We start from the raw sequence: 20,695 nt of genomic DNA on the forward strand, positions 1-20,695 counted from the left end.
CGCTACGGCTTCGTGAGAGCTTCCGGAGCCGCCGGGGCTACCGGAGCAAGGGCCTGCATCGCCGGCTTCACCTTCGCGGCGGCGGGGCGCGTGGTGTGCTGCTCCTCTGGCTCCGGGTGCTCCAGGCCCAGCACGCCCAGCACCTCCGGGTACACCTTGTTCGCGAAGTAGCGCCCGCCGGCCACGGTGAAGTGCACGCCGTCCGTCATGCGCAGGCGCATGGGCTTGCGGAAGCCCTCCACGCGGGCCTGCTTCAGCGCCTTGCCGCGCGCGTCGGTGAAGTAGGGCCGCGTGTCCAGGTGCACGGCGTCCCCGCGCGCGGCGATGACCTCCCGCTGCAGGTCGCGGATCACCGCGAGCTTCTGCTCGAAGCGCTGGCGGCCCGTGGCGGGCAGCTCCAGCCAGACGATCTTGCGGCCCGGCGCGGAGATGGCCGTGACGAACTCCGTCAGCCGCTGGCGGTATTCGCCCTGCCAGTCCGGCTTGCCCCAGGCCACGGTGGCGCGTCCCTGCCGCGTGTGCAGGGCCTGCCCGTCGTTGCCGCCCAGGATGACCACCACGACGTCCGGCTGGTGCTGCTGCACCTCCTGCTGGCCGACCTCCAGCCAGTCGAAGAAGTCCGGGCGCGCGAGGCCCGTGGACGACTTCGCGCGGCGCTCGCAGCGGATGCGAGGGTGCGCGGCGAGCTGGTTCTGGAGGTACTCCCCGAAGCCCGTGGCGATGAGGCTGTCACCCAACAGCAACACGGTGCGGCGGGGCGCGGGCGCCGGAGCGGCGGCCTGGGCCGGAGCGGTGGGCAGCACGGGCGAGGTATTCAGCCCGGGGGCGGAGTCCGCGGCGGCCTGTGCCGCCGTGGACAGGAACGCCAGGAAGAGGAGCGCGCGAAGAGGACGGGTCGACATCGGCGGAGGCGAAGCTACTTCCCGCGCCCGCATCCGTACACCCCCCCGCCGGGCGGGTGGATCCGTTGCCCGCGCGCGCCCTTGTCAAGCCGCGCTTCCCACATCCGCCCCGAGCCCCCGGGCCGTCAGCACCGCGAGCCCCGCGGGCGCGAGCGCCTGGAGCCACGGCGTGAGCAGCCGCGCGCACTCCTCAGGGTGTGAGAAATAGGGCACGTGTCCCGCCCCGCGCAGCAGGTGCAGGGGCGTGCCCTCCGGCAGCGACGCGGCCAATCGCTCCAGCGAGGACGGCGGCACCAGCACGTCGCGGTCACCCTGGATGCAAAGACACGGCACGTTCAGCGGGCGCAGGTCCGGCGGCGGCGGCTCGGCGTGGATGGAGAACGCGCGCCGCAGCGTCGTCAGCCGCTCCAGCATCGTGGTGGGCACCACGTCCGCCACCTGATGGGAGGCCACCGGGCGCCACGCCGCCAGCGACGCCGCGACGCGTCCGGGACGTCCCAGCACCGCGATGGGTCCCATCATCGCGATGAGTCTTCCGCGAGGCCCCACGTGCTCGGTGCGGGTGAACGCCCCAAGAAACGCTACACCGCGCGTCGCGCCTCCCGCGGCCAGGTGCGCCGCCACCATGCCGCCAAAGGAGCTGGCCACCACCGCGTCCACCTTCCCCGTGACGCGCAGCACCTGCTCCGCCAGGGCCCTCGCGCCACACGCGGCATGCCCGCCTTCCGGGTACTCGACCATGACGGGACGCGCCACGTCCGTCAGCCGCAGGGCCAGTTCACGAAAGCCCGATCCACGCGCACCCAGCCCGGGCAACAAGAGGACACGGGGCCCCTCGTCATTCCCTGGCATGTCCGTCAGCTCCACCGTGCGCCGCATGTCTCTCGCTTTCCTTGAAACGCGCCAAAGAACAACGCAGGCCCCCTGGGTCTGCCCGCTCCCACCGGGTGGCCCGCACGACCCACGACCCGAGGGAAGTGCTCCCGGTCCCTCGCTTGCCATGACGGAGAGTGATACATGATTCATCCCACCACCCTTTTCCACCGACACGATTCACGGTGTCCGGAAGCCAAGGATTTTCGCGGCCGGCGTTCTGACAGCGTGGGGGCGAGGGGTTAAGAATGGTCACCGTGAATCTGCATGCCTTCGGGGAGTTTGTTCGCAAGCATCGTCCGGCCCTGGAGGTTCGGGCCGCGAAGCTTTGCGCTGGGAGTGTGGTCGACTCCACGGAGCTGGTCGGCGAGACGCTGGAGCGCGCCCTGTCCGTGTTCGAGCGGCTTCAGGACCAGGACACCGCCTCCGTGGCGCAGTGGCTGGATGGCGCCATGAGCCGCTGCTTCTCGCGGATGGGCGGACAGCTGCCGGACACGCGCGCCGCGGCGCCGGATCTCCAGCAGACGTTCGACCTGCTGCGCGCGCGCTTCCGTGAGGTGTACGCGCAGCCGGCGTTCGGCAAGAGTGCCGGCGTCCCCGGCGGCTGGCGGATGTAACAAGTCCCGCGCCCTGTGTTTCAGGGCGCCGGGCGGTGGCCGGACAGCGTCTCCACGTAGGACGCGGCCACCTGCAGGAAGCGGCCCCCACGCACGCCGGTGAGGTACTGGCGCTTCATCGCGCGGGTGGCCCCCACGTAGAACATCGCGCGGCGGATGCGTTCGTTCTCGCGCTCACTGCGCTGGCGCGCACCCGCCATCCACGCCTCGATGGAGTCCAGGGCCTCCAGTCCCGCGAAGAAGACGACGGGGCACTCGTGGCCCTTGCATGAGAACACCGTGGTGGCGCGCACGTGGTCCACGCCGCTCACCCGGAAGTCCGTCACGTCCCGGCCGCCCTTGCCGCCGTAGGCCTCCGCGGGCACGCCCGCCTTGCGCAGCGCGTCCGTGAACGACGCGGGCATCACCGGCGCCACCACCAGGATGTCGCTGGGGTGGACGCCCTCCTCGCGCACGAGCCGGGCGATCTCCTTCGCCACCCAGCGCGCCTCGCTGGTGCTGGAGGCGAAGTCCTTCACCTGGGGCAGCACGCCGCCGCGCTCGGTGGACTGCACGCGGTAGAGGCCTTCCAGCGTCTCCTCCGGCAGCCACAGGAGCCGCTCGCGGGCCAGCTCTCCGGCCTTCATGTACTCGCGCATACCGGGGTCGGTGACGCGGTGCTGGCGCAACGGGTCCAGCACCACGTTGAAGGCCACGTCGAGGATGTCGCGCGTGGCGCGGAAGGTCTCCTTGAGCACGCGGGTGCGGCCGCGGAAGGACAGCCCTTCGGGGAGCTGCTCCTTCAAGCTGTCGATGGGCACCTGGCCATAGACGTTCTGTGAGTCGTCCATGAACAGCTGGAAGCAGCGGGACTCGCGGCCGTCCTCGCCCATGATGGGGCGCACCAGCGTGTGCAGGGCCGCCAGGCCCTTGGCGTCCATGTCCTGCGCCTCGTCCACGAAGACGGCGTCGAAGGCGTGGGGCTCCAGGCGCCGGAGCGCGCCCACGTGCTTCACCGTCACCTGGGCCCTGAGCGGCCGGACCTGATCCGGGCCCGCGCGCACGGCGAGCGCCTCCATGAGCAGCTTGTCCACGAGCGGCGCGAGCGAGCGGTTGTAGAAGGACACCAGCACCCGGGCGCGCGGGTTCTCCAGCAGGTAGCGCGCGGCCCAGTGCGCCAGCACGTATGTCTTGCCGCTGCCGGCCACGCCGCGCACCAGGTGGTGGCCGTCGTCGAAGCGGCGCTCGAAGAGGGACACCTGCTCCTGCGTGAAGAGGGGGCCCGTGTCCTTGCCGCCCGCGATCTCACCGCCCAGGCCCACGGGCACCAGCGGCGGCGGGGGCGGAGGAGGAGGCCGCGGCTGGGTGGCGAGCAGCTCCAGCTTCGGCGGCGTGCCGGCGTGGACGCGCACGCGCGGGAGCAGCGACAGGAAGCGCGCGGGCACGGGTGAGGCGCGGGCCTCCGCGCGTGAGGCGAGCACCAGCAGGTATTCCTTCGCGCGGCTGGCGGCGACGTTGAGGATGGGCACCAGCGTATGCGGCGGGAAGGGCCGGCCACCGGCCACCGTGTCCACCATCACCACGTCGTACTGGGTGCCCTGCTGGCGGTGGATGGTGGAGGCGCTGAACATGTCGTGGCGCAGCCCCGCCGCGTTGCCCAGCTTGCGCAGGAGCGCCGCCTGCGCGCGGTAGGGCGTCACGCACAGCACCGTGAGGCCCAGGCGCACGGCCTGGCGGGCCAGCGTCACGGCGAGCTCCGCGGACAGCTCGCGCTGGTAGCCGGAGCCCGTCTCGCCCCGGCCGTGCGTGAGGCGGCGGGTGTCGCGGCTCAGGCCATCCAACACCAGCCACATCGCGCGGGATGGGAAGGCGGGCACGGGCGCGGGCTTCTGGGCCCGGTCCTTCACGATGTCGCCGTCCTCCAGCGCGCCGCCGTAGCAGAAGTGGCTCACCACCTTCGCGATGTCCGGGTGCATGCGGTGCTGGGTGCGCAGCAGCAGCACGTCCGGGCGCTCCGCGTCCTTCACCGCGTCCTCCAGGTGGGACAGGGCGCTGGCGCGCAGCCACGTCTGGGTGCCCTTCCCCGCCCCTTCCGCCGCGCGGCTCACGGGGCCAATCTGCTTGGGGTCACCCGCGAGCGTCACCTGCCGGGCCAGCGGGGCCAGCAGCGCCGTCGCCGCGCGTGTCACCATGCCGGCCTCGTCCACCACGAGCCGCTGGAAGGTCTCCTCGCCTTCCAGCTCCGACACCAGCCGCAGGGCGCGGTGCACGGTGAGGACCATGAGGGGGCTTTCGCCCTTCTCCGCCTCCTTGAGCGTGGGGTCCTTCACGCGGCCGCGCAGCGTGCGCAGCTCCGCCTGCATGCGGGCGAGCTCCGGCGCGGGCCCGCCTCGGGAGCGCTCCACGGTGAGCTCGCGCTCGCGCTGCTGGATGGTGTTGAGCAGCTTGCTCGTCTTGTTCTCCTCCAGCGCCACGGTGGGCAACTTGTGGAGGGACTCGCTGGCGCCGGTGCCACCGCGGAAGATGCTGCGGGCCAGGGGGCGCAGGGGGATGGGGTCGCGCTCCAGCAGGGCGCTGACGCGCATCACCAGCTCGTCCGCGGCGCGGTTGGTGGGGGCCACCGCGAGGATGCGCTCGTTCGGCCAGGCGCGCAGGGCGCGGGCGATGAGGTCCGCGACGGCGGTTGTCTTGCCGGTGCCAGGAGGGCCCCAGATGCTGCCCCACGGCTGGCGCCACAGCCGGTCCACGGGGATGAGCTCCGCGTCGCGGGGGGACGGGGTGGACGGGAGGAGTTCACCCTTCGCGCGCGCCAGGGCGTTGGTGAGGTCGGTGACGCGGTCCTCGTAGGCGGCCGCGGCGGCGCACAGGGCCTCCGCGAAGTCGTAGGGCCGGTAGCACCAGCGCTCGCAGGAGAGGACGCGGCGGTCCAGGTCCTCGCCGGAGTCGGAGGAGGCGAAGACGCGGCCGGACTCGAAGTCCAGGTGGACGATGTTCCCGGCGAAGACCAGCTCCTCGCCCAGGAAGCCGAGCAGCGAGCCACCGGACCAGTCCGGATCCGCGGCGGGAACAGGCACGAGCCCCAGCACGCCCGGCCCGGCCAGGCCCACCTCGCGGGCCTCCTGGATCCGCTGCGCGCGGTACTGGCTGCGCTCGGCCACCAGCGCGTCGCGCAGGTCCTCCGGAAGATAGGCGGGGGCGACCCACTGTTCCCGGCGGCGCCCGGAGGACACGGCGGCCTGCATGGCCTCGCGTTCCGCGGGGGTGACGTCACCGGAGGCGGACACGTCGCGAGCCGGTGCTTCTTCCGGGGGACGCGCGTCGGCCACGTCGTCCACGCGGATGAGGTCCGGCGCGGGTGGCTTCGGAGCGCGGCCTTTCGACGCTCCCGAAGCGACGTCCGCGTCGAAGGGGCCTACGCCGGGCGTCACCAGCGCCTCGTTGTTCGGCGCACGGGACGCGGCGGATTTCGCCGTGGCGGTGCCAGCGTCGACCGGACGCTGAGGCCTGTCCTCGACGGCGTCCATCGACGCGTCAGTGGCGACGGGCTCCGCATCGGCGCTGGCAGCGTCACCCTGCACGGCGGGACGCGCGGGCATTGCGCGGTTCACGCGGTGGGAGGCTGGCATGGAGGCCAGCGCCGCGGAGTCCAGCTCCCGGAAGGTCAGCGTCCTCGCCTTCGCGGACGCCCTGCCCTTCACCTCCGTCACCTTCGGCGCGGGCGCGAGGTCCTCCGACTCCTGCGGCGGCCACGACGAGCGGACCCGGAGCACGGGCGCGGCGTGTCCCGCCTGGACGTCGGTGTCGTACTCCACGCGGAGCACGGGCATGAGGTCATCCGGAGCACGCTCGTCCCGCGGCGCCTCCCCCTGACCCGACTCCTCGTCCGTCCTGCGCATCATACGGGGTGCTCGCGGCGAGGCCCTTCCTCACTTCGGAAGCGGCGGCGCCGGGAAGCCGGCCAAGCTAGGGGAGGCAGCGATCTGCGTCAACGCACGCGGGGGCCCCTCGCACGCCTGCACCAGGGGTGAAGCCCTGGCCCCTTCACGCACGACAGCCCGGGCCGCGCACACTCGCGGACCCGGGCCGTCATTCACCGCCTTGGACCTCCGCGGGGACTACAGCAGCGGGCAGAGCAGCCCGTTGCCCGTGCCCGCCGGGCAACCCTCGCCCTGGCAGTAGTTGGGCCCCAGGCCCACGGAGAGGATGCCCAGGGGGCTGGGCACCTTCACCTTGCAGGTGCCGATGGTCGCGTTACCGGACGCGTCCGCCACCGAGTACACCATCGTGTAGACGCGGCCGTTGCCCAGCAGGCTGGACTCCGCGCGCAGCTGCGCGGACTTGCGGTCCGCGCTCAGCTTGATGTCCTGGCACTTGAAGAGGGCCAGGCTGAACAGCGCGTCCTCGGACTCATCCGACTCCACGCGGATGATGGAGGCCGACTGCTGCAGGTCCAGCGTCCCGCCGCAGGTGTCCGCCGCCGGCTGCGCGCAGTCCGCCAGCGTGACCGTCTTGTAGTCGGCGCCCAGGGTGCGGGCCAGCACCAGGTTCTTGCTCGCCCCGGCCACCGGCGCCGTCGCGTCCACCACCGTCACCGTGGCCGAGCACGTGGCCGAGTCCATTCCGTCCGACACCGTGAGCGTCACCGGCGTCGTGCCCACCGGGTACTGACCCGCCGGGCTAGACGTGAGGCTCAGCGGCTGCGGGAAGCCATCCGGATCATACGAACCATCGTCGATGGACGCCGCCGCCGAGCACGACGCGTTCGCCGCCACCGTCACGTTCTTGCACAGCGCCACCGGTGCCTGGTTCACCAGACAGCCACCTCCAGGAGCCAGCGTCACCGAGCCGGTGTTGTTCTCCTCGCTGTCCTCCGGGAAGAAGTTGAACGCGTCCGCGACCACGAACAGTTTCTGCGTGCCCTCCGGCACCTGCACCGCCGTCTCGAACGCGTAGCGCTCCTTGCCTACCAGCCAGGGCACGTTCACCGTCGCCAGCAGCGTGCCGCCCTCGGCCGGGTCCCCCGCGTAGATGCCCGCCACCGACGGGTCGATGCCCGTGGGCGCCTCGTTGACGATGGTGCCCGTCACCGTCGCCACCTGCCCGTCATCACACGTCACGCCCAACCCGCTGACCGCCAGGTCGATGCCCGTGTGCAGCGCGGCCTTGGACTGGCCTGGAGCCGCGCCCTCCTCCAGGGTTTCGGTACCACAGCCACCCAGCATCAGCAGGGACGCGAACAGGGACAACGGACGGCGCAGGGACATGACTCTCTCCAATGAGATGGGCGGGACCGGGATGGGGGGAGCGGCCTGACGCCAGACAATGACAGCCAGGCCCGCGGACTATTCTCTGCCACAAACGGATTTTTCTAGCAATACGGGCAAACATGTACCCAGGTCCAGGTATACATAGACACCCCGTTGGCGCCCCAATGACCCTGCTGTCTGTCTTTGCAAGGAGGCGAGAAACGGCGCACTCCGTGTCTGGGTTTGGACGACCTGACGGGTTGCCGGTCCCTCGGGGCTCAGGAGGGCAGGCGGCCGTCGCAGTGGACAGCGCCCGCCCTGATGGGGTTGGTTGGGCCCTCCCCACTGTTGAGGGGGAACCCAGCCCATGGCCTCCATCACCCCGCGCTACGCCCACCCGTTCCTACCCGTCACCCGCGCCGACATGCAGGCCCGGGGGTGGGAGCAATGCGACATCATCATCGTGAGCGGCGACGCCTACGTGGACCACCCGGCCTTCGGGCCGGTGCTCATCGCGCGCTTCCTGGAGGGGCGGGGCTTCAAGGTGGGGCTCATCCCCCAGCCTGACTGGCACTCGGCGGAGCCCTTCAAGGCGCTGGGGGCGCCCCGGCTCTTCTTCGGGGTGGCGGCGGGCAACCTGGACTCGATGCTCAACCGGCTGACGGCCCAGAAGAAGAACCGCTCGGAGGACCAGTACAGCCCGGGTGGACGCACCAACTGCCGGCCGGACCGGGCCTCCATCGTCTACGCGCAGCGCTGCCGAGAGGCCTTCCCGGACGTGCCCATCGTGCTGGGCGGCATCGAGGCCAGCCTGCGGCGCATCGCGCACTTCGACTACTGGAGCGAGAAGGTGCGCCGCTCCATCCTCTTCGACGCCAAGGCGGACCTGCTGGTGTTCGGCATGGGCGAGCGGCCCATCTGGGAGATCGCCGACCGGCTCCACCGGGGCGAGCGCATCGAGGACCTGAAGGACATCCGGGGCACCGCGCACCTCATCAACGACGCGGCGATGAAGGCCCTGGAGGCGGACCCGGCGAAGCGCGCGGCGGACCACGACAAGGTGGTGGTGCTGCCCTCCTACGAGGAGGTGGTGGCGGACACGCGCGCCTTCGCGGTGATGAGCCGGGACTTCCAGATGGAGACCAACCCCGGCAACGCGCGCGCCATCGCGCAGCGCCACGGCAACCGCGCCATCTACATGAACCCGCCCGCCCGGCCGCTGGAGGACGGCGCCGGACAGAAGCCCGGGGACACGGCCACGGTGGCCATGGACGAGCTGTATGACCTGAAGCTCAACCGCGTGCCGCACCCCATGTACAAGGAGCCCATCCCCGCCTACGAGACGGTGAAGCACTCGGTGGTGCTGATGCGCGGGTGCTTTGGCGGCTGCACCTTCTGCTCCATCACGGAGCACGAGGGGCGCGTCATCCAGAGCCGCTCCGCGCAGAGCGTGCTGCGCGAGGTGCGCGAGGTGCGGCGCATGGGGGACTTCCGGGGGACGATTACGGACCTGGGTGGGCCCACGGCGAACATGTACAAGCTCAAGTGCAAGAGCGAGGACATTGAAAGCCGCTGCCGCAAGCTGTCCTGCGTGCACCCGGGCGTGTGCGAGAACCTCCAGACGGACCACGGGCCGCTCATCTCGCTGATGAAGCAGGTGCGCGAGGAGCCGGGCATCAAGCACGTCTTCATCGCGAGCGGCGTGAGATACGACCTGGCGGAGCGCTCGCCGGAGTACGTGAAGGAGCTGGCGGCGCACCACGTGGGCGGCCAGCTGTCCGTGGCGCCGGAGCACGTGTCGCCGCGCGTGCTGGAGAAGATGAAGAAGCCCGGCATCGAGAGCTTCGAGCGCTTCCAGCACATGTTCGCGTGCGCCAGCGAGGACGCGGGCAAGGAGCAGTACGACATCGCCTACTTCATCAGCGGCCACCCCGGCTCCACGCTGGAGGACATGGTGATGCTGGCGCAGTGGCTGAAGGAGAAGGGCAAGCGGCCCCGCCAGGTGCAGGACTTCATCCCCACGCCCATGTCGGTGGCGACGGCCATGTATTACACGGGCCTGGACCCGCTGAAGATGGAGCCCGTGTACACGGCGAAGGGCCTGCGGGAGAAGCGGCTGCAGAAGGCGCTCCTGCTCTACTGGAACCCGGAGCACTGGCCGCTGGCGCGCGAGGCGCTGAAGCTGGCGGGGCGCGCGGACCTGATTGGACGGGGGCCGAACGCGTTGGTGCCGCCGGAGTCCGCCGCGGAGGCCGCGCGCCTGCGCCGTGCCTCGGAGGGCTCGAATGCGGAGGAGGGCCTGGCGACGAATGCGTGGCCCCGTCCTGCGCAGCCGCGTCCGTCCGGGACTCGGGGTGGGGGCCGCACGCCGCGTCCGGGCCCGCGCGGGCGGTAGCAGGCCCCCGGCTTTCGTTCCGGGGGGAGGCTCGGGTATAGGGTGCGCCGCCTTTCACGAGCGGCCACACCGCCGGAGCCACACCACCATGCCCAGGACTTCCCAGGAGCAGTCGCAGGAGCGTCACGCGTTCCTGCTCGACCTCTTCCGCAACCAGCCCGACCTGAGCCGCCAGGACGCCCTGGAGAGCTTCAAGGACCGCTTCGGCGCCACCATCAACCTGCGCACCTTCAACGAGCTGCGCGAACAGGCGAAGAAGGAGCTGTCCTCGCAGCCCGCCGCTCCGGTCGCCGCCCCCAAGGAGGAGCAGGACGTGGACGTGCAGGACGAGCGGTCCGAGGTGACGGCGGAGGACGCGGGGACGCTGCTGAAGGCCGCGGCGGCCCCGGAGCTGCACGCGGGTGCGGCGCCGGCGAAGAAGCCGAAGGCGAAGGGCCCGGGCGCGCGCAACGTGTTCGTGGACGCGACGGCGGAGCAGCTCCAGTTCCTGGAGCGCGTGGTGCAGCAGCTCCAGGAGGCCGGTGCCGCCAACCTGCGCATCGACCACGCCACCGACCGGTGGATGGTGCTGGTGGTGGATTCCAAGTAGCGGACTCCCCGCAGTCAGACAGTCAAAGCCAGACACAGGGCCCGCCTCTCCTCCACGGAGAGTGCGGGCCTTGCTGCTTCAGGGCCGCCGCGAAGACATACCGAATCCCTTTGTCTGTGGATGCACTCCCGCCAAACCCTGCAACCGGAATTACCCAAACAATCCTCTGCTCAGGATCTCGGAATGCACGGGCGAAGCTGGGCCCGGCACGATCGTCGCGTGCACTGGCGCCGTACCAGTCGACGCGTTCGCTCCCGAAGCGAAGTGACGACCTGTCAGGAGCGCGGGCCGTCCAGGGGCAGTGACACCGTGAAGGTGGCGCCGCCCCCTGGCGTCTCGGACAGGCCGACGCTGCCGCCGTGGGCCTCCACCACCTGGCGGGCGATCCACAAGCCCAGGCCCAGCCCTCCGAAGTTGCGCACGGACACCGCGCGCTCGAAGCGCTCCCAGATGCGCTCGCGGTCCTCGGGGCGCACGCCCATGCCGTGGTCCACCACCGTCAGGCGCGCGCGCGGGCCCACCTGCTCCACGTGCACCTCCACCGGCTTGCCCGGTCCGTACTTCAACGCGTTGGACAGCAGGCCCTGCACCACCTGCTCCAGGCGCGCCCTGTCGAACCGGCCGCGCACCGGACCCGCGACGCGCAAGGTCACCTCGCAGCCCTCCCGGCACAATTCCTCCCGCGCCTGGGCCACCTCCTCCGTTACCAACGCGGCGAGGTCCACGTCCTCCGCCTTCAGGTGCACCGGCCCCGAGGACAGCAGGGACATGTCGAGCAGCGTCTCCACCACCGTGGCCAGACGGTGCACCTGCCGCCGCGTGAACAGGAGCCGCTCGCCCAACCGGGCGTGCGCGTCCGGCCCCAGGCCCCGCTCGATGAGATCCAACTGGAGCCGGAAGCCCGCCAGCGGCGTCTTCAATTCGTGGCTCACCACCGACAGGAATTCGTCCCGCGCGCGCACCGCGTCCTGCAGCCCCGCCTCACGCGCCGACAGCTCCGCCACCTCCCGGCGCACCCGCGCCATCTCCAGCTGGGTGCGCACCCGCGCCGCCAGCTCGCGCGCGGAGAAGGGCTTCACCAGATAGTCATCCGCGCCTGCCTCCAGGCCCTCCACGGAGGCCTCCTCGCCCGCGCGCGCTGACAAGAGGACGAACGGGATGGCCCGCAGCCGGGGATCCGCGCGCAGCTCGCGCAGCAGGCCGAAGCCGCCCAGGCGCGGCATCATCACGTCGCTCAGCACCAGGTCGGGCGGGCGCGCGCGGATGGCCTGGAGCGCGGCATAACCGTCCTCCGCCGTCTCCACCGTCACCGACGCGTCCAACAGCCCCGTGATGTACGTGCGCAGGTCCGCGTTGTCGTCCACCACCAGCACCCTGGCGGACATGGGTGGCAGCAGCGGGGTGGCCCTCACTCCTTCCGACGTTCGCGCCCCATCCTCCTGGCCCGTCGGCGACAGCCATCCGCGGATCTCCTCGACGTAGGCGGAGGCGCTCCGCGCGACGGAGTGCGAGGGACCCCTTCCCTCGGGGACGAGCTGCTCGCGCGGCAGGTGGCCGTTGCCCAGGGGCACCGCGACACAGAAGGTCGTGCCCTGCTCCGGCACGCTCTTCACGCCCACGGTGCCGCCGTGCAGCTTCGTCAGCTCCTGCACCAGGCTCAGGCCAATGCCGCTGCCCTCGTGGCTGCGCGAGCGGGCGTTCTCCACGCGGTGGAAGCGCTCGAAGATGTGCGGCAGCTCCGCCTCCGGGATGCCGCTGCCGGTGTCCCGGACCGTCAGCCGCGCCCTGCCCTCCTCCGCGCGCAGCCGGACGTGGACGCCGCCCTCGAAGGTGAACTTCATCGAGTTGGAGAGCAGGTTGAAGACAACCTTCTCCCACATCTCGCGGTCCACCCAGACGGGCTCCGCCAGGGGCGGCAGGTCGAGCGTGAGGGTGAGCTGCGCGCGCTTCGCGATGGACTCGAACTGGCTCACCAGCTCCGCGGTGAAGGCGGACAGGTCCGTGGGCTGGAAGGCCGCGCGTACGCGTCCGGCCTCCGCCCGGGTGAAGTCGAGCAGCGTGTTGACCAGCTTGAGCAGCCGGGTGGCGTTGCGCTGGACCAGGGACAGCCGCTCCGCCAGACGCGGCGCCAGCGGCTCCGCCGTGTCAGACAGCGCGTCCTCCACGGGCCCGAGCATCAGCGTCAGGGGCGTGCGGAACTCGTGGCTCACGTTGCTGAAGAAGGCCGTCTTGGCCCGGTCCAACGCCGCGAGCCGCTCCATCCGATCCACGGCCTCCTGCCGTGCGCAAGCGCTGGAGGCGGCCGTGGCCAGGGCCCCCGCCACCAGCTCCAGGAAGCCCCGGTATTCGCCCGAGGGGTTCAGGAAGGGGCTCAGGCCCACCACCAGGAAGCCCAGGTCGCGGTCCCCTTCCGCGTGCGGCAGCGGCAGCACCAGGGCGGGCCGGGGCGGCGCCTCGGCCTCCGGCGGAAGCGGTGCTCCGAGCCACCCGTTCACGTCGTCCACCCGCACGGCCTGACGCGTGCCCGCCACCGGAGCCAGGAGCCCTCCCGCGAGTCCTCCATCTTCCGGCGCGCGCAGGTCGACGTGCGCGGGCACCGCCTCGCTCCGGGCGCCCATGCCAGTGGAGCCCACGAGCGAGGCCCGTGCCCCGTCCACGTCCGTGACGTAGAGCCACGTGAAGGGCAGGTCCGCGGGGTTCTCCGCCAGCGCGTTCAGGCCGGCCCGGCACGCCTCCTCCACGGAGCCCGCGCCGCCGGCTCGCTGGGTGAGGAGGTGCAGCGTGCGCAAACGCCGCTGCCCCAGGACCTGCCCCGTCGTCTCCAGGGCCGGCGTGTAGAAGCCCACCACCTTGCCGTCGTCATCCAGCACCGGGGTGTAGGACCAGGTGAAGTAGGCCTCCTCGGCGGAGCCGCCCCGCTGGATGGGCAGCGACTGGCTCTCCGCCCAGTTCGCCTGCTTCGTGCGCTCCAGCTCGTCGAACATGCTCCCCAGCTGGTGCCACAGCTCCGGGAAGACGTCGCGCAGCGGCCCCAGTGCATGGTCCGGGTGCTTGGCGCCCATGATGGGAATGCCCGCGTCGTTGTAGAGCTGCACGCGCTCCGGCCCCCAGTAGATGAACATGGGGAAGCGCGTCGTCAGACACATGCTCACCAGGGTGCGCAGCGTCGAAGGCCACGACGCGATGGGGCCCAGCGGGGTCCCGGACCAGTCCCGCTCCAGGATGAGCCGCCCCATCACGCTGCCGCCGCGCAACGTCGCCAGCCATCCCTCGAGACGCGGCGCGGCCCCTGCGTCTGCCGCCGGTTGCGCCGCGTTCTGTACGTTCGTCGGACGGCTCAGGGGAGGCTCGAGGGGTGCGGGACGCGTGGACGAGGTGGCCTGGTGTGGACGTAGCCAGCCGGTCTCCCCACTTCAACGCCGGAGTCCGCCAGACGGCCCTTTCCGTCGCCTACCGAGCAGGGCTTCTCAGCGGAGAGGCTTCGAACCTGCCCACTGATTCCCCATGGGAGCAGGCGGGCCACCGCCGGTGGGCTCTCCGGACGCAGTGTCCGAGAGCGAGGGCCTCGCCGCTTTCACACGGGCAATCCCCGCGCGGTCTGGGTGAGATGAAGGGATGACGCGAACCTCATTCGCCCTCGTCCTCGCGCTGTCCCTCGGCTGTGCCAGCAGGCAGCAGACCTCCCCTCCTCCCGCGCGGGAGTGGGCCACGACGCTGCACCGGGACCACCCGCTGGTGGGGCGAATCTGGGACGTGGCGGGAGGCCGCTTCGTGGACGAGAGCGCCCTGCGCGCGGCGGTGGTGCCCGCGCGCTTCGTGCTCCTGGGTGAACGGCACGACCACCCGGACCATCACCGGCTCCAGGCGGAGCTGGTGCGCGCGAGGACGGACTCCGGTCAGCGTCCCGCGCTCGCCTTCGAGATGCTGGACGTCACGCAGCAGCCCGCCGTGGACGCGGCGCTGAAGGCCCATCCAGAGGACGTGGAGGGCCTGGCGAAGGCGGTGGACTGGGCCCATAGCGGCTGGCCCGCGTTCAGCCTCTACGAGCCCGTGTTCGCTGCGGGCCTCCAGGCGCGCCTGCCCATCGTCGCCGCCAACCTGCCCCGCGCGCAGGTGCGGGAGCTGGTGATGAAGGGGCCGGACGCGCTTCCTTCCGACCTGCGCTCGCGCCTGGGGTTGGAGGCGCCCGTGCCCGAAGCGGAGGCGAAGGCGGTCCGTGAGGAGTTGGACCGCTCGCACTGCGGACAGCTCCCCCAGGAGATGCTGGAGCCCATGGCGCTGGCGCAGCGGGCGCGCGACGCGATGATGGCGGACCGGCTGCTGGAGACCGTGCCCGCGGACGGCGTGGTCCTCATCACCGGCAACGGGCACGTCCGGAAGGACCGGGGCGTCCCCGCGCACCTGGAGCGCCGCGTGAAGGACGTCACGGTGCTGAGCGTGGCGCTGCTGGAGGTGTCACCGGAGGCGCTGAACCCCCAGGATTACGCGGCTGTCGTTGGCGCCACCACCCTGCCCTACGACTACGTCTGGTTCACGCCGGCCATGCCGGAGGACGACCCGTGCAAGGCGCTGCGGGAGCGCAACAAGAAGCCCTAGCACCGCGAGTGTCAGACCCCGGTGGTACGTTTCCGCAATTGATTCGTTTCACAGTCGTACCCGTCGAGACTGGAGACGTTCCCTCTGAGATTCACCGGGCTGATTCCATCCCATCCGCAACGGGCTTCACGACAATAACAGTCGCGTCGCAATGTCGAGAGTGCCGTGCTTTCCCTGCTGGCGCTGACGGGCTGTGCCGTGGAGCCTCAGCCGCAGGAGCAGGCCCCCAGCCAGGAAGAGCAGGCGGTCCTGGAGCCGCTCGGCTTCGACTTCGACCTCGCCCTGCTTGGTGAGGCTACGAACGCACCACCGGCTGGTGCTACCACGACGGTCTGTAGGCCCGGCGTGGGGGGAGCCCGGCCGTGGAGGCCATGGCCGGGCTCCCTGAAGTGACAGTGTCTCCAGGGACGGCACTCCGGGTGTGAGCGACCCGGTATGCTGACGCACATGCTCTGTCCTGCCTGTACGGAACCGCGTGCGCCGGACTCCGGGTCCCTGTGCCCGGAGTGCGGTGCCGCCCTCGTGCCCGCCACCGGGCGGCACCTGGATGACTTCGTGCTGGCGCGGATGCGACGGCGCATCGAGCACTGGCGCTTCGATGGGCTGCTGGATGCGGACACGGCGGTCCGGCTGGAGGCCTCGCTCACGGCGCCTCCTGAAACGGTCGTAAGCGTTCTGGAGGTACCCGCGCCCGAGGCCGTGGGGGTTCCGGTTCCGGTGGAACCGGCGCTCGACTCCGCGGCGCGCGTGGAGGCCTGGGCGGATGACGTGGCCCACTCGCTGCGTCGCGCGGGCGGGTGGCGTCCGGGGTGGTTGGCCTCGCTCGCGCACTCGCTGGATGAGACGGCGCGGGCGGAGCGGGAACAACAGGCGGCACGGCGGCGGGTGGTGGTGGCGCCGGATGACGGCGTGTCCTCCAGCGAGGAGGACCTGGGTTCGGCGCTGGGGTCGGGGCAGGCGTTGTTCGGCCGGGGGCACCTGGACTCGCTGGGAGGCAGCGGCCTGGAGGCGGTCATCGCGCTGGACGAGGGCGACAACCCTCCCCGCTTCAACGAGTACATCTGGTGGTTCCTCGGCGCGGTGCTCGTGCTGGGCGGCTCGCTCATGGGCGTCCGCGAGGCGTGGCGGGCGCTGGGTGGAGTGCCCCGGCAGCTCATCGTCACGGGCGCGCTGCTGGGCTACCACGCGGCCTTCATCGGGCTGGGTACGTTCCTGGCGCGGCGCTCGCGGTCGGCGGGGCGCGTGCTCGCGAGCATCGGGCTCGCCCTGCTGCCGGTGGTGTTCATCGCGCTGTCGGCCCTGGTGGCGCTGATGCCCACGGTCGGCGTTCCCGCCGCGCTCGGCGTCGCCGCCGTCGCGCTCCTTCCGCTGCGGGCCGCGGGACGGCTGTGGCCCGGGGCTTCCGCCACGACCTTCGCGGTGGCGCTGTTCCCATCGCTCCTGGCGGGGCTGCCGCTGATGGGTTGGGACGACGCGCCCTGGCTGCGTGCGCTGTGCGCGTTCGCGGGCGTGGTGGCGCTGGGGGCTTCGGTGTGGCGGGCACGGGCGGGCACGGCTTCGTTCGCCGGTGTGGGCGCCGCGCTCTACGGCGCGCTCTGGCTGGCGGTCTTCTGTGTGGCGAGCGGTCCCTCCGGATTCGATGCGCTGGAGCCCGGGGCGCCCCTGTTCGCGGGGCTCGTGCTGTGGGCGGTGGCGATGGGCGCGGTGGTGGCGGCGGGGGCGTCCTCGGAGGCCGTCCGGGCGGCGCATCCCCGCGCGGCCCCGGTGTTCGAGACGCTCGCGCACGCGGTGGTGGCCAGTGGCGCGCTCGCGGGGGCGCTCGGCGCCTTCTCGGTCTTCCCGGGCGAGGACGCTTGGGTGGATACGGCATCCGTCTGCGCGCCCGTGCTGGCCGCGCTCGTCTTCTTCCTGTTGGAGTTCCGCCGCCGGGCCCTGGTGCATCCGGCCGTCATGGCCTCACTGCTCGCGGGGGCGCTGGTCGCACGTGTGCAGGCGCCGGACGTTCCGGCGTGGTGGTGCTTCGGCGTCGCGGCGGTGGCGTCCGGACTGATGCTCCTGGCGCGCGTGACGTTCTCCGCCGTCCTGCGAAACCGGATGCTCGCGTGGAGTGTCGTCGTCTCGCTGGCGACGATGCCCGCGTTCTCCGTGCTGGCGTGGACGCAGGGGACGAACGCGCCCTGGCCCCAGGCGTACACGGGTGCGGTCATCGCGTTCGCGGCCCACTTCGCGGGGCGGTGGAGGTGGCGGGGCCTCCACTATCTGGGCGGTGTCGCGCTGCTCTTCGGGGCGCTCTCGGCCGTGGACGGGACTCCGTGGCTTGCGTCCAGCGCGGCGGGCCTGGGCGTCTTCGCGCTCGCGGCGGTGCTCTATGGCCTGGGCGGGCTCGCGCAGTCCGCGTGGCTGGAGCGCCAGGGGATGCGGGACGCATTCCGGCCGCTTGAGGACCTGTCGCTGGCCATCGCCGCGCTCGGGGTGGCTCGAGCGCTGGGGGTCGCGCCCGCCCTGCCGGACGTGCTCGCGGGGGTCGCGGTGCCCTTCTCGACGGTGCTCGCCTGCGTGCCCACCGCGGTGGCTACGGCGGTGCTGCTGCTCCGCGTCCGGCGCGACGGCAGCAGGCTCGTCGGCTTCCTGGCGGCCATGGGGCTCGCGCTCACGGTGTCGCAGGGCCTGGGCACGGTCTCTGACTTCGCTTCGGCGCGGGCCGCGCTCGTGGCGTCGGGCCTGGGCTTCGGCTTCGCGCTGTTCGCGATGCTTCGCGGCCAGGGACTCGACACGGTGAAGGGCCGGCGGCTGCTGGACGTCTTCCCCCTGCCTTTCGGCGCTCGGGGACGGCCTCTCCTCACGGATGGCTTCGCGGGCGCAGCGCTCGTGCAGGCGGTGCTCGCGCTCATCACGCTCGTCAACTGGGTCGCCCTGCCCGACAGCGCCGAGCGTCCGGCGGCCCTGCTCGCGGGCGTGCTGCTCACGGCGGGCGCGCTGCTGGCGTTCGTGTCGCGTGGCTTCGTGGCGTTCCAGATGCGGGGTTCGGTGGTGACGCTCGCCCTGTGCGGCGGGTTCATCGCGCTCACCGGGGCCGTCAATCGCGCGGGCCGGCCGCTTCCGCCCGACGTCTCCGCCTGGCGCCTGCCGCTCATCGGCATCGCGCTGTGGGGCCTGGCGCTGGGCTTGCGGCGTGTGGGGCCGTGGGTGGCCCAGCGTCTGGAGCAACCCAAGCACGGGCCGCTGTACCACGCGGTGCCCCACCTGGGCGTAGCCGTGCTGGCCGTGCTGCTGCTGCGCTCGGCCTTCGTCGTGGGCCTACCGGATCCGTCCCGCGCGCTGGGCCTGGTGCCGCCGCTCCTGGTGCTGGGGCCGGCGCTGCTGACGGTCCTGCTCGCGGCCTCGTTCCGCTCGCGGGTCCTGGCGCATTGGGGGCTGCTGCTGGGACTTCCCGGCGCCGCGCTCTGGGCCGCGCAGCAGTCGCTGATGGGCAGTCCGCTGGTGGCGCTGATGCCTCCCGACGAGCAATGGATCCGCGCCACGGCGGCGCAACTGCTCAGCCCTTCGCTGGGATGGTTGCACCCGGAGGCCTGGATGCCGCCGGGCGGCACGCACTTCCTCCTGTGGCAGCAGGCGTTCGCGGGCATCGCCGCCGCCGGGCTCGTCTACGCGGTGTTCGCGGTCGCGGTGGCCCGGGTGGACGCGGGGCGTGCGTTCTTCCGGCGGCTGCTGTCCCTGGGCACCGATGACCGCCCGGGCCCCTTCCTCGATGCACTGAGCCGGGAAACGCTCACGGCCGTGGTGCTCGTGGCGGCGGCGGCCTTCTTCCAACCCGGCGTGCTCGCGGCGGACCTCGTCCTCGCCACCGGCGCCGTGCTGTTCGTGGGCGGCGCGAGGGGGCGCGGACGCGGCGTGGTGGGCCTGGGGCTCCTGCTGCTCGTCCATGCCCTGGCCCACCTGATGCCGCACCTCGAACCGTGGCCGGGACCCACGCTGGCGCTGCTGGGGCTCGGGGTGGTGGTCGTCGCTCCCTGGCTCGCGAAGCGTCGGGGCCACGACGAGGGCCGGGCGCGACTGCGTGCCCACCTGTCCGTGCTGCCCTACTTCATCGCGGCGGCGGTGTATGCGCTGGCCGTCGAAGGGCACACGTCATCGACGCTGGCGGTTCCCCTCCTCGTGTTGGAGATGATCTCGGGGCTGACGGGCGAATGGATGATGTCCTTCGCCTTCTCCGTGACGCTGGGGCTCCTCTCGGCGGCGCTGCTCGTGGCGGCCTTCCAGTGGCGCGGGGCGCTCGCTGGGTTCATCGCGGGGCTCGGGACGATGGTCGCCGGAGGCGCGGTCGTGGCCACGGGGCTGGCGTTCCTCGCGCAGGCCAGGGCCCCCTGGGACCCCACGTACCAGCCCCTCTTCACCCGGTCCGGAGCGGAGCTGGCGCTGGCCGCCGCGGGGAGCGCGCTGGCCCTCCAGGTCACCCGCCGCATGACGTCCCGCCGCCGGAGCGACGTCGCGGGGGGCATGGGCTGGGGCCGCGACCTGTGGCTGGTGGCGAGCGCGGCGCTGCTCGCGGCCGTCGCCGTGGGAGGCCAGGCCTCCGAGGACGTGCTGCCCGTGGCGCTGGCGGCCATCGGGCTGGCCGTGGGCGTGTCCCTGCACGCCGCGTGGCGCGAGCACACGGGCCGCCATGTCTACTTCGTGCAGCTCGCGGTGGTGGGCGTCTACGCGCTGGTGCGCGGGCTGTACGCGCAGGGCCTCCGTCCCGAGCATGACGCCCTCTTCGCGCTGTCGCTGGGCTTCGTCCTCGTGGGCGTGACGGTGCTGGCGCGCAGGGCGGGTGTGCGTCCCGTGGAGCAGGCGACGCGGCGGTTCGCGGCGCTCCTGCCCATCGCGGTGGCGCTCATCCTCCCCGCCGACGCGACGGGCGATGCCGCCCTGTTCGCGGGAGGCTCCGGCCTGCTGTACGCGGCGCTGGGCGCGGTGGAGCGCAGCCGGATGTTCGGCGCGTTCGCCGCGGCGGCCTGCAACCTGGCGCTGCTCATCGCCGCGCTCGCGTTCGGTCTGGAGGGGCTGGAGGTGTACCTGGCGCCGCTCGGGCTGCTGCTCCTGATGATGGGACAGCTCTTCACGTCCAGCCTCCCGCACGCGGCGCGCAACGCGGTGCGCATCCTGGGCGGACTGCTGCTGTATGTGCCCGCGGCGGCGAAGCTGACGGCCAGCCTGGGAGAGTCCGAGGATGGCACGTATGCGATTGTCTTCGGCGCTGTCTGTCTTCTGGGGGTGGCGGTGGGCATGGCCCTGCGCATCCGCGCCTACCTGGCGCTGGGGACGCTGTTCCTGCTCCTGGACGTGGTGGCCAACCTGCTCGACGCGGGCCTGCGGGACCACCGCATCGGCTTCCTGGTGATGACCCTCACGGGGCTCACCATCGTCACCGGGCGCGTGATGGCGACCTTGAAGCGCCAGGAGTGGGACCTGCTGCTGCGGCGAGTGCGCGTCCAATTGCGCGGCTGGGACTGACG

10 protein-coding genes are annotated in these 20,695 nt (G+C 72.0%); 5 read left to right on the forward strand and 5 right to left on the reverse strand.

What is annotated here, in order from left to right; all coding sequences use genetic code 11:
* Window positions 1–2: 2 nt before the first annotated feature.
* Both D7Y21_RS09965 and D7Y21_RS09970 read right to left on the reverse strand, forming a co-directional pair.
* Window positions 3–902 (reverse strand): DUF459 domain-containing protein, encoded by a 900-nt coding sequence (locus D7Y21_RS09965; protein WP_121712777.1) that lies wholly within the window; start codon window positions 900–902, stop codon window positions 3–5.
* An 84-nt stretch (window positions 903–986) separates the two neighbouring features.
* The gene (locus D7Y21_RS09970; RefSeq protein WP_121712779.1) at window positions 987–1,781 is read right to left on the reverse strand and encodes an alpha/beta fold hydrolase; all 795 of its coding nucleotides are present in this window, start codon (window positions 1,779–1,781) and stop codon (window positions 987–989) included.
* Between the two features lie 335 nt (window positions 1,782–2,116).
* Between D7Y21_RS09970 and D7Y21_RS09975 the strand changes: the two genes are divergently transcribed.
* The gene (locus D7Y21_RS09975) at window positions 2,117–2,392 is read left to right on the forward strand and encodes a hypothetical protein (RefSeq protein WP_120564845.1); all 276 of its coding nucleotides are present in this window, start codon (window positions 2,117–2,119) and stop codon (window positions 2,390–2,392) included.
* A 20-nt stretch (window positions 2,393–2,412) separates the two neighbouring features.
* On the opposite strand, the gene D7Y21_RS09980 is transcribed toward D7Y21_RS09975, so the two are convergent.
* Together D7Y21_RS09980 and D7Y21_RS09985 are read right to left on the reverse strand one after the other, a co-directional pair.
* The gene (locus tag D7Y21_RS09980) at window positions 2,413–6,270 is read right to left on the reverse strand and encodes an AAA family ATPase (protein ID WP_121712781.1); all 3,858 of its coding nucleotides are present in this window, start codon (window positions 6,268–6,270) and stop codon (window positions 2,413–2,415) included.
* Between the two features lie 216 nt (window positions 6,271–6,486).
* Window positions 6,487–7,635: a hypothetical protein gene (locus tag D7Y21_RS09985; RefSeq protein ID WP_120564847.1), complete on the reverse strand. Its 1,149-nt coding sequence runs from the start codon at window positions 7,633–7,635 to the stop codon at window positions 6,487–6,489.
* A 349-nt stretch (window positions 7,636–7,984) separates the two neighbouring features.
* Here D7Y21_RS09985 and D7Y21_RS09990 point away from each other — a divergent pair, with 349 nt between their 5' ends.
* Window positions 7,985–10,012 carry a YgiQ family radical SAM protein gene (locus tag D7Y21_RS09990; RefSeq protein ID WP_120564848.1) on the forward strand — a complete coding sequence of 676 codons (2,028 nt, stop codon included), beginning with the start codon at window positions 7,985–7,987 and terminating at the stop codon, window positions 10,010–10,012.
* An 88-nt stretch (window positions 10,013–10,100) separates the two neighbouring features.
* Window positions 10,101–10,601: a hypothetical protein gene (locus D7Y21_RS09995; protein ID WP_121712783.1), complete on the forward strand. Its 501-nt coding sequence runs from the start codon at window positions 10,101–10,103 to the stop codon at window positions 10,599–10,601.
* A 275-nt stretch (window positions 10,602–10,876) separates the two neighbouring features.
* Here D7Y21_RS09995 and D7Y21_RS10000 read toward each other — a convergent pair whose 3' ends face one another.
* The gene (locus D7Y21_RS10000; protein ID WP_199735391.1) at window positions 10,877–13,855 is read right to left on the reverse strand and encodes an ATP-binding protein; all 2,979 of its coding nucleotides are present in this window, start codon (window positions 13,853–13,855) and stop codon (window positions 10,877–10,879) included.
* A gap of 361 nt (window positions 13,856–14,216) precedes the next feature.
* Here D7Y21_RS10000 and D7Y21_RS10005 point away from each other — a divergent pair, with 361 nt between their 5' ends.
* Both D7Y21_RS10005 and D7Y21_RS10015 read left to right on the forward strand, forming a co-directional pair.
* Window positions 14,217–15,197 (forward strand): ChaN family lipoprotein, encoded by a 981-nt coding sequence (locus tag D7Y21_RS10005; RefSeq protein ID WP_121712787.1) that lies wholly within the window; start codon window positions 14,217–14,219, stop codon window positions 15,195–15,197.
* A gap of 522 nt (window positions 15,198–15,719) precedes the next feature.
* Window positions 15,720–20,693 (forward strand): hypothetical protein, encoded by a 4,974-nt coding sequence (locus D7Y21_RS10015; RefSeq protein WP_233612043.1) that lies wholly within the window; start codon window positions 15,720–15,722, stop codon window positions 20,691–20,693.
* Window positions 20,694–20,695 lie beyond the last annotated feature (2 nt).

This window comes from Corallococcus sp. AB045 (assembly GCF_003668895.1).
Taxonomy (GTDB): Bacteria; Myxococcota; Myxococcia; order Myxococcales; family Myxococcaceae; genus Corallococcus; species Corallococcus coralloides.

Coding starts and splice junctions, on each gene's coding strand:
- D7Y21_RS09970 (WP_121712779.1), bottom strand. CDS start 1,781: ATGCGGCGCACGGTGGAGCTGACGGACATGCCAGGGAATGACGAGGGG.
- D7Y21_RS09990 (WP_120564848.1), top strand. CDS start 7,985: ATGGCCTCCATCACCCCGCGCTACGCCCACCCGTTCCTACCCGTCACC.
- D7Y21_RS09980 (WP_121712781.1), bottom strand. CDS start 6,270: ATGATGCGCAGGACGGACGAGGAGTCGGGTCAGGGGGAGGCGCCGCGG.
- D7Y21_RS09995 (WP_121712783.1), top strand. CDS start 10,101: ATGCCCAGGACTTCCCAGGAGCAGTCGCAGGAGCGTCACGCGTTCCTG.
- D7Y21_RS09965 (WP_121712777.1), bottom strand. CDS start 902: ATGTCGACCCGTCCTCTTCGCGCGCTCCTCTTCCTGGCGTTCCTGTCC.
- D7Y21_RS09985 (WP_120564847.1), bottom strand. CDS start 7,635: ATGTCCCTGCGCCGTCCGTTGTCCCTGTTCGCGTCCCTGCTGATGCTG.
- D7Y21_RS10005 (WP_121712787.1), top strand. CDS start 14,217: ATGACGCGAACCTCATTCGCCCTCGTCCTCGCGCTGTCCCTCGGCTGT.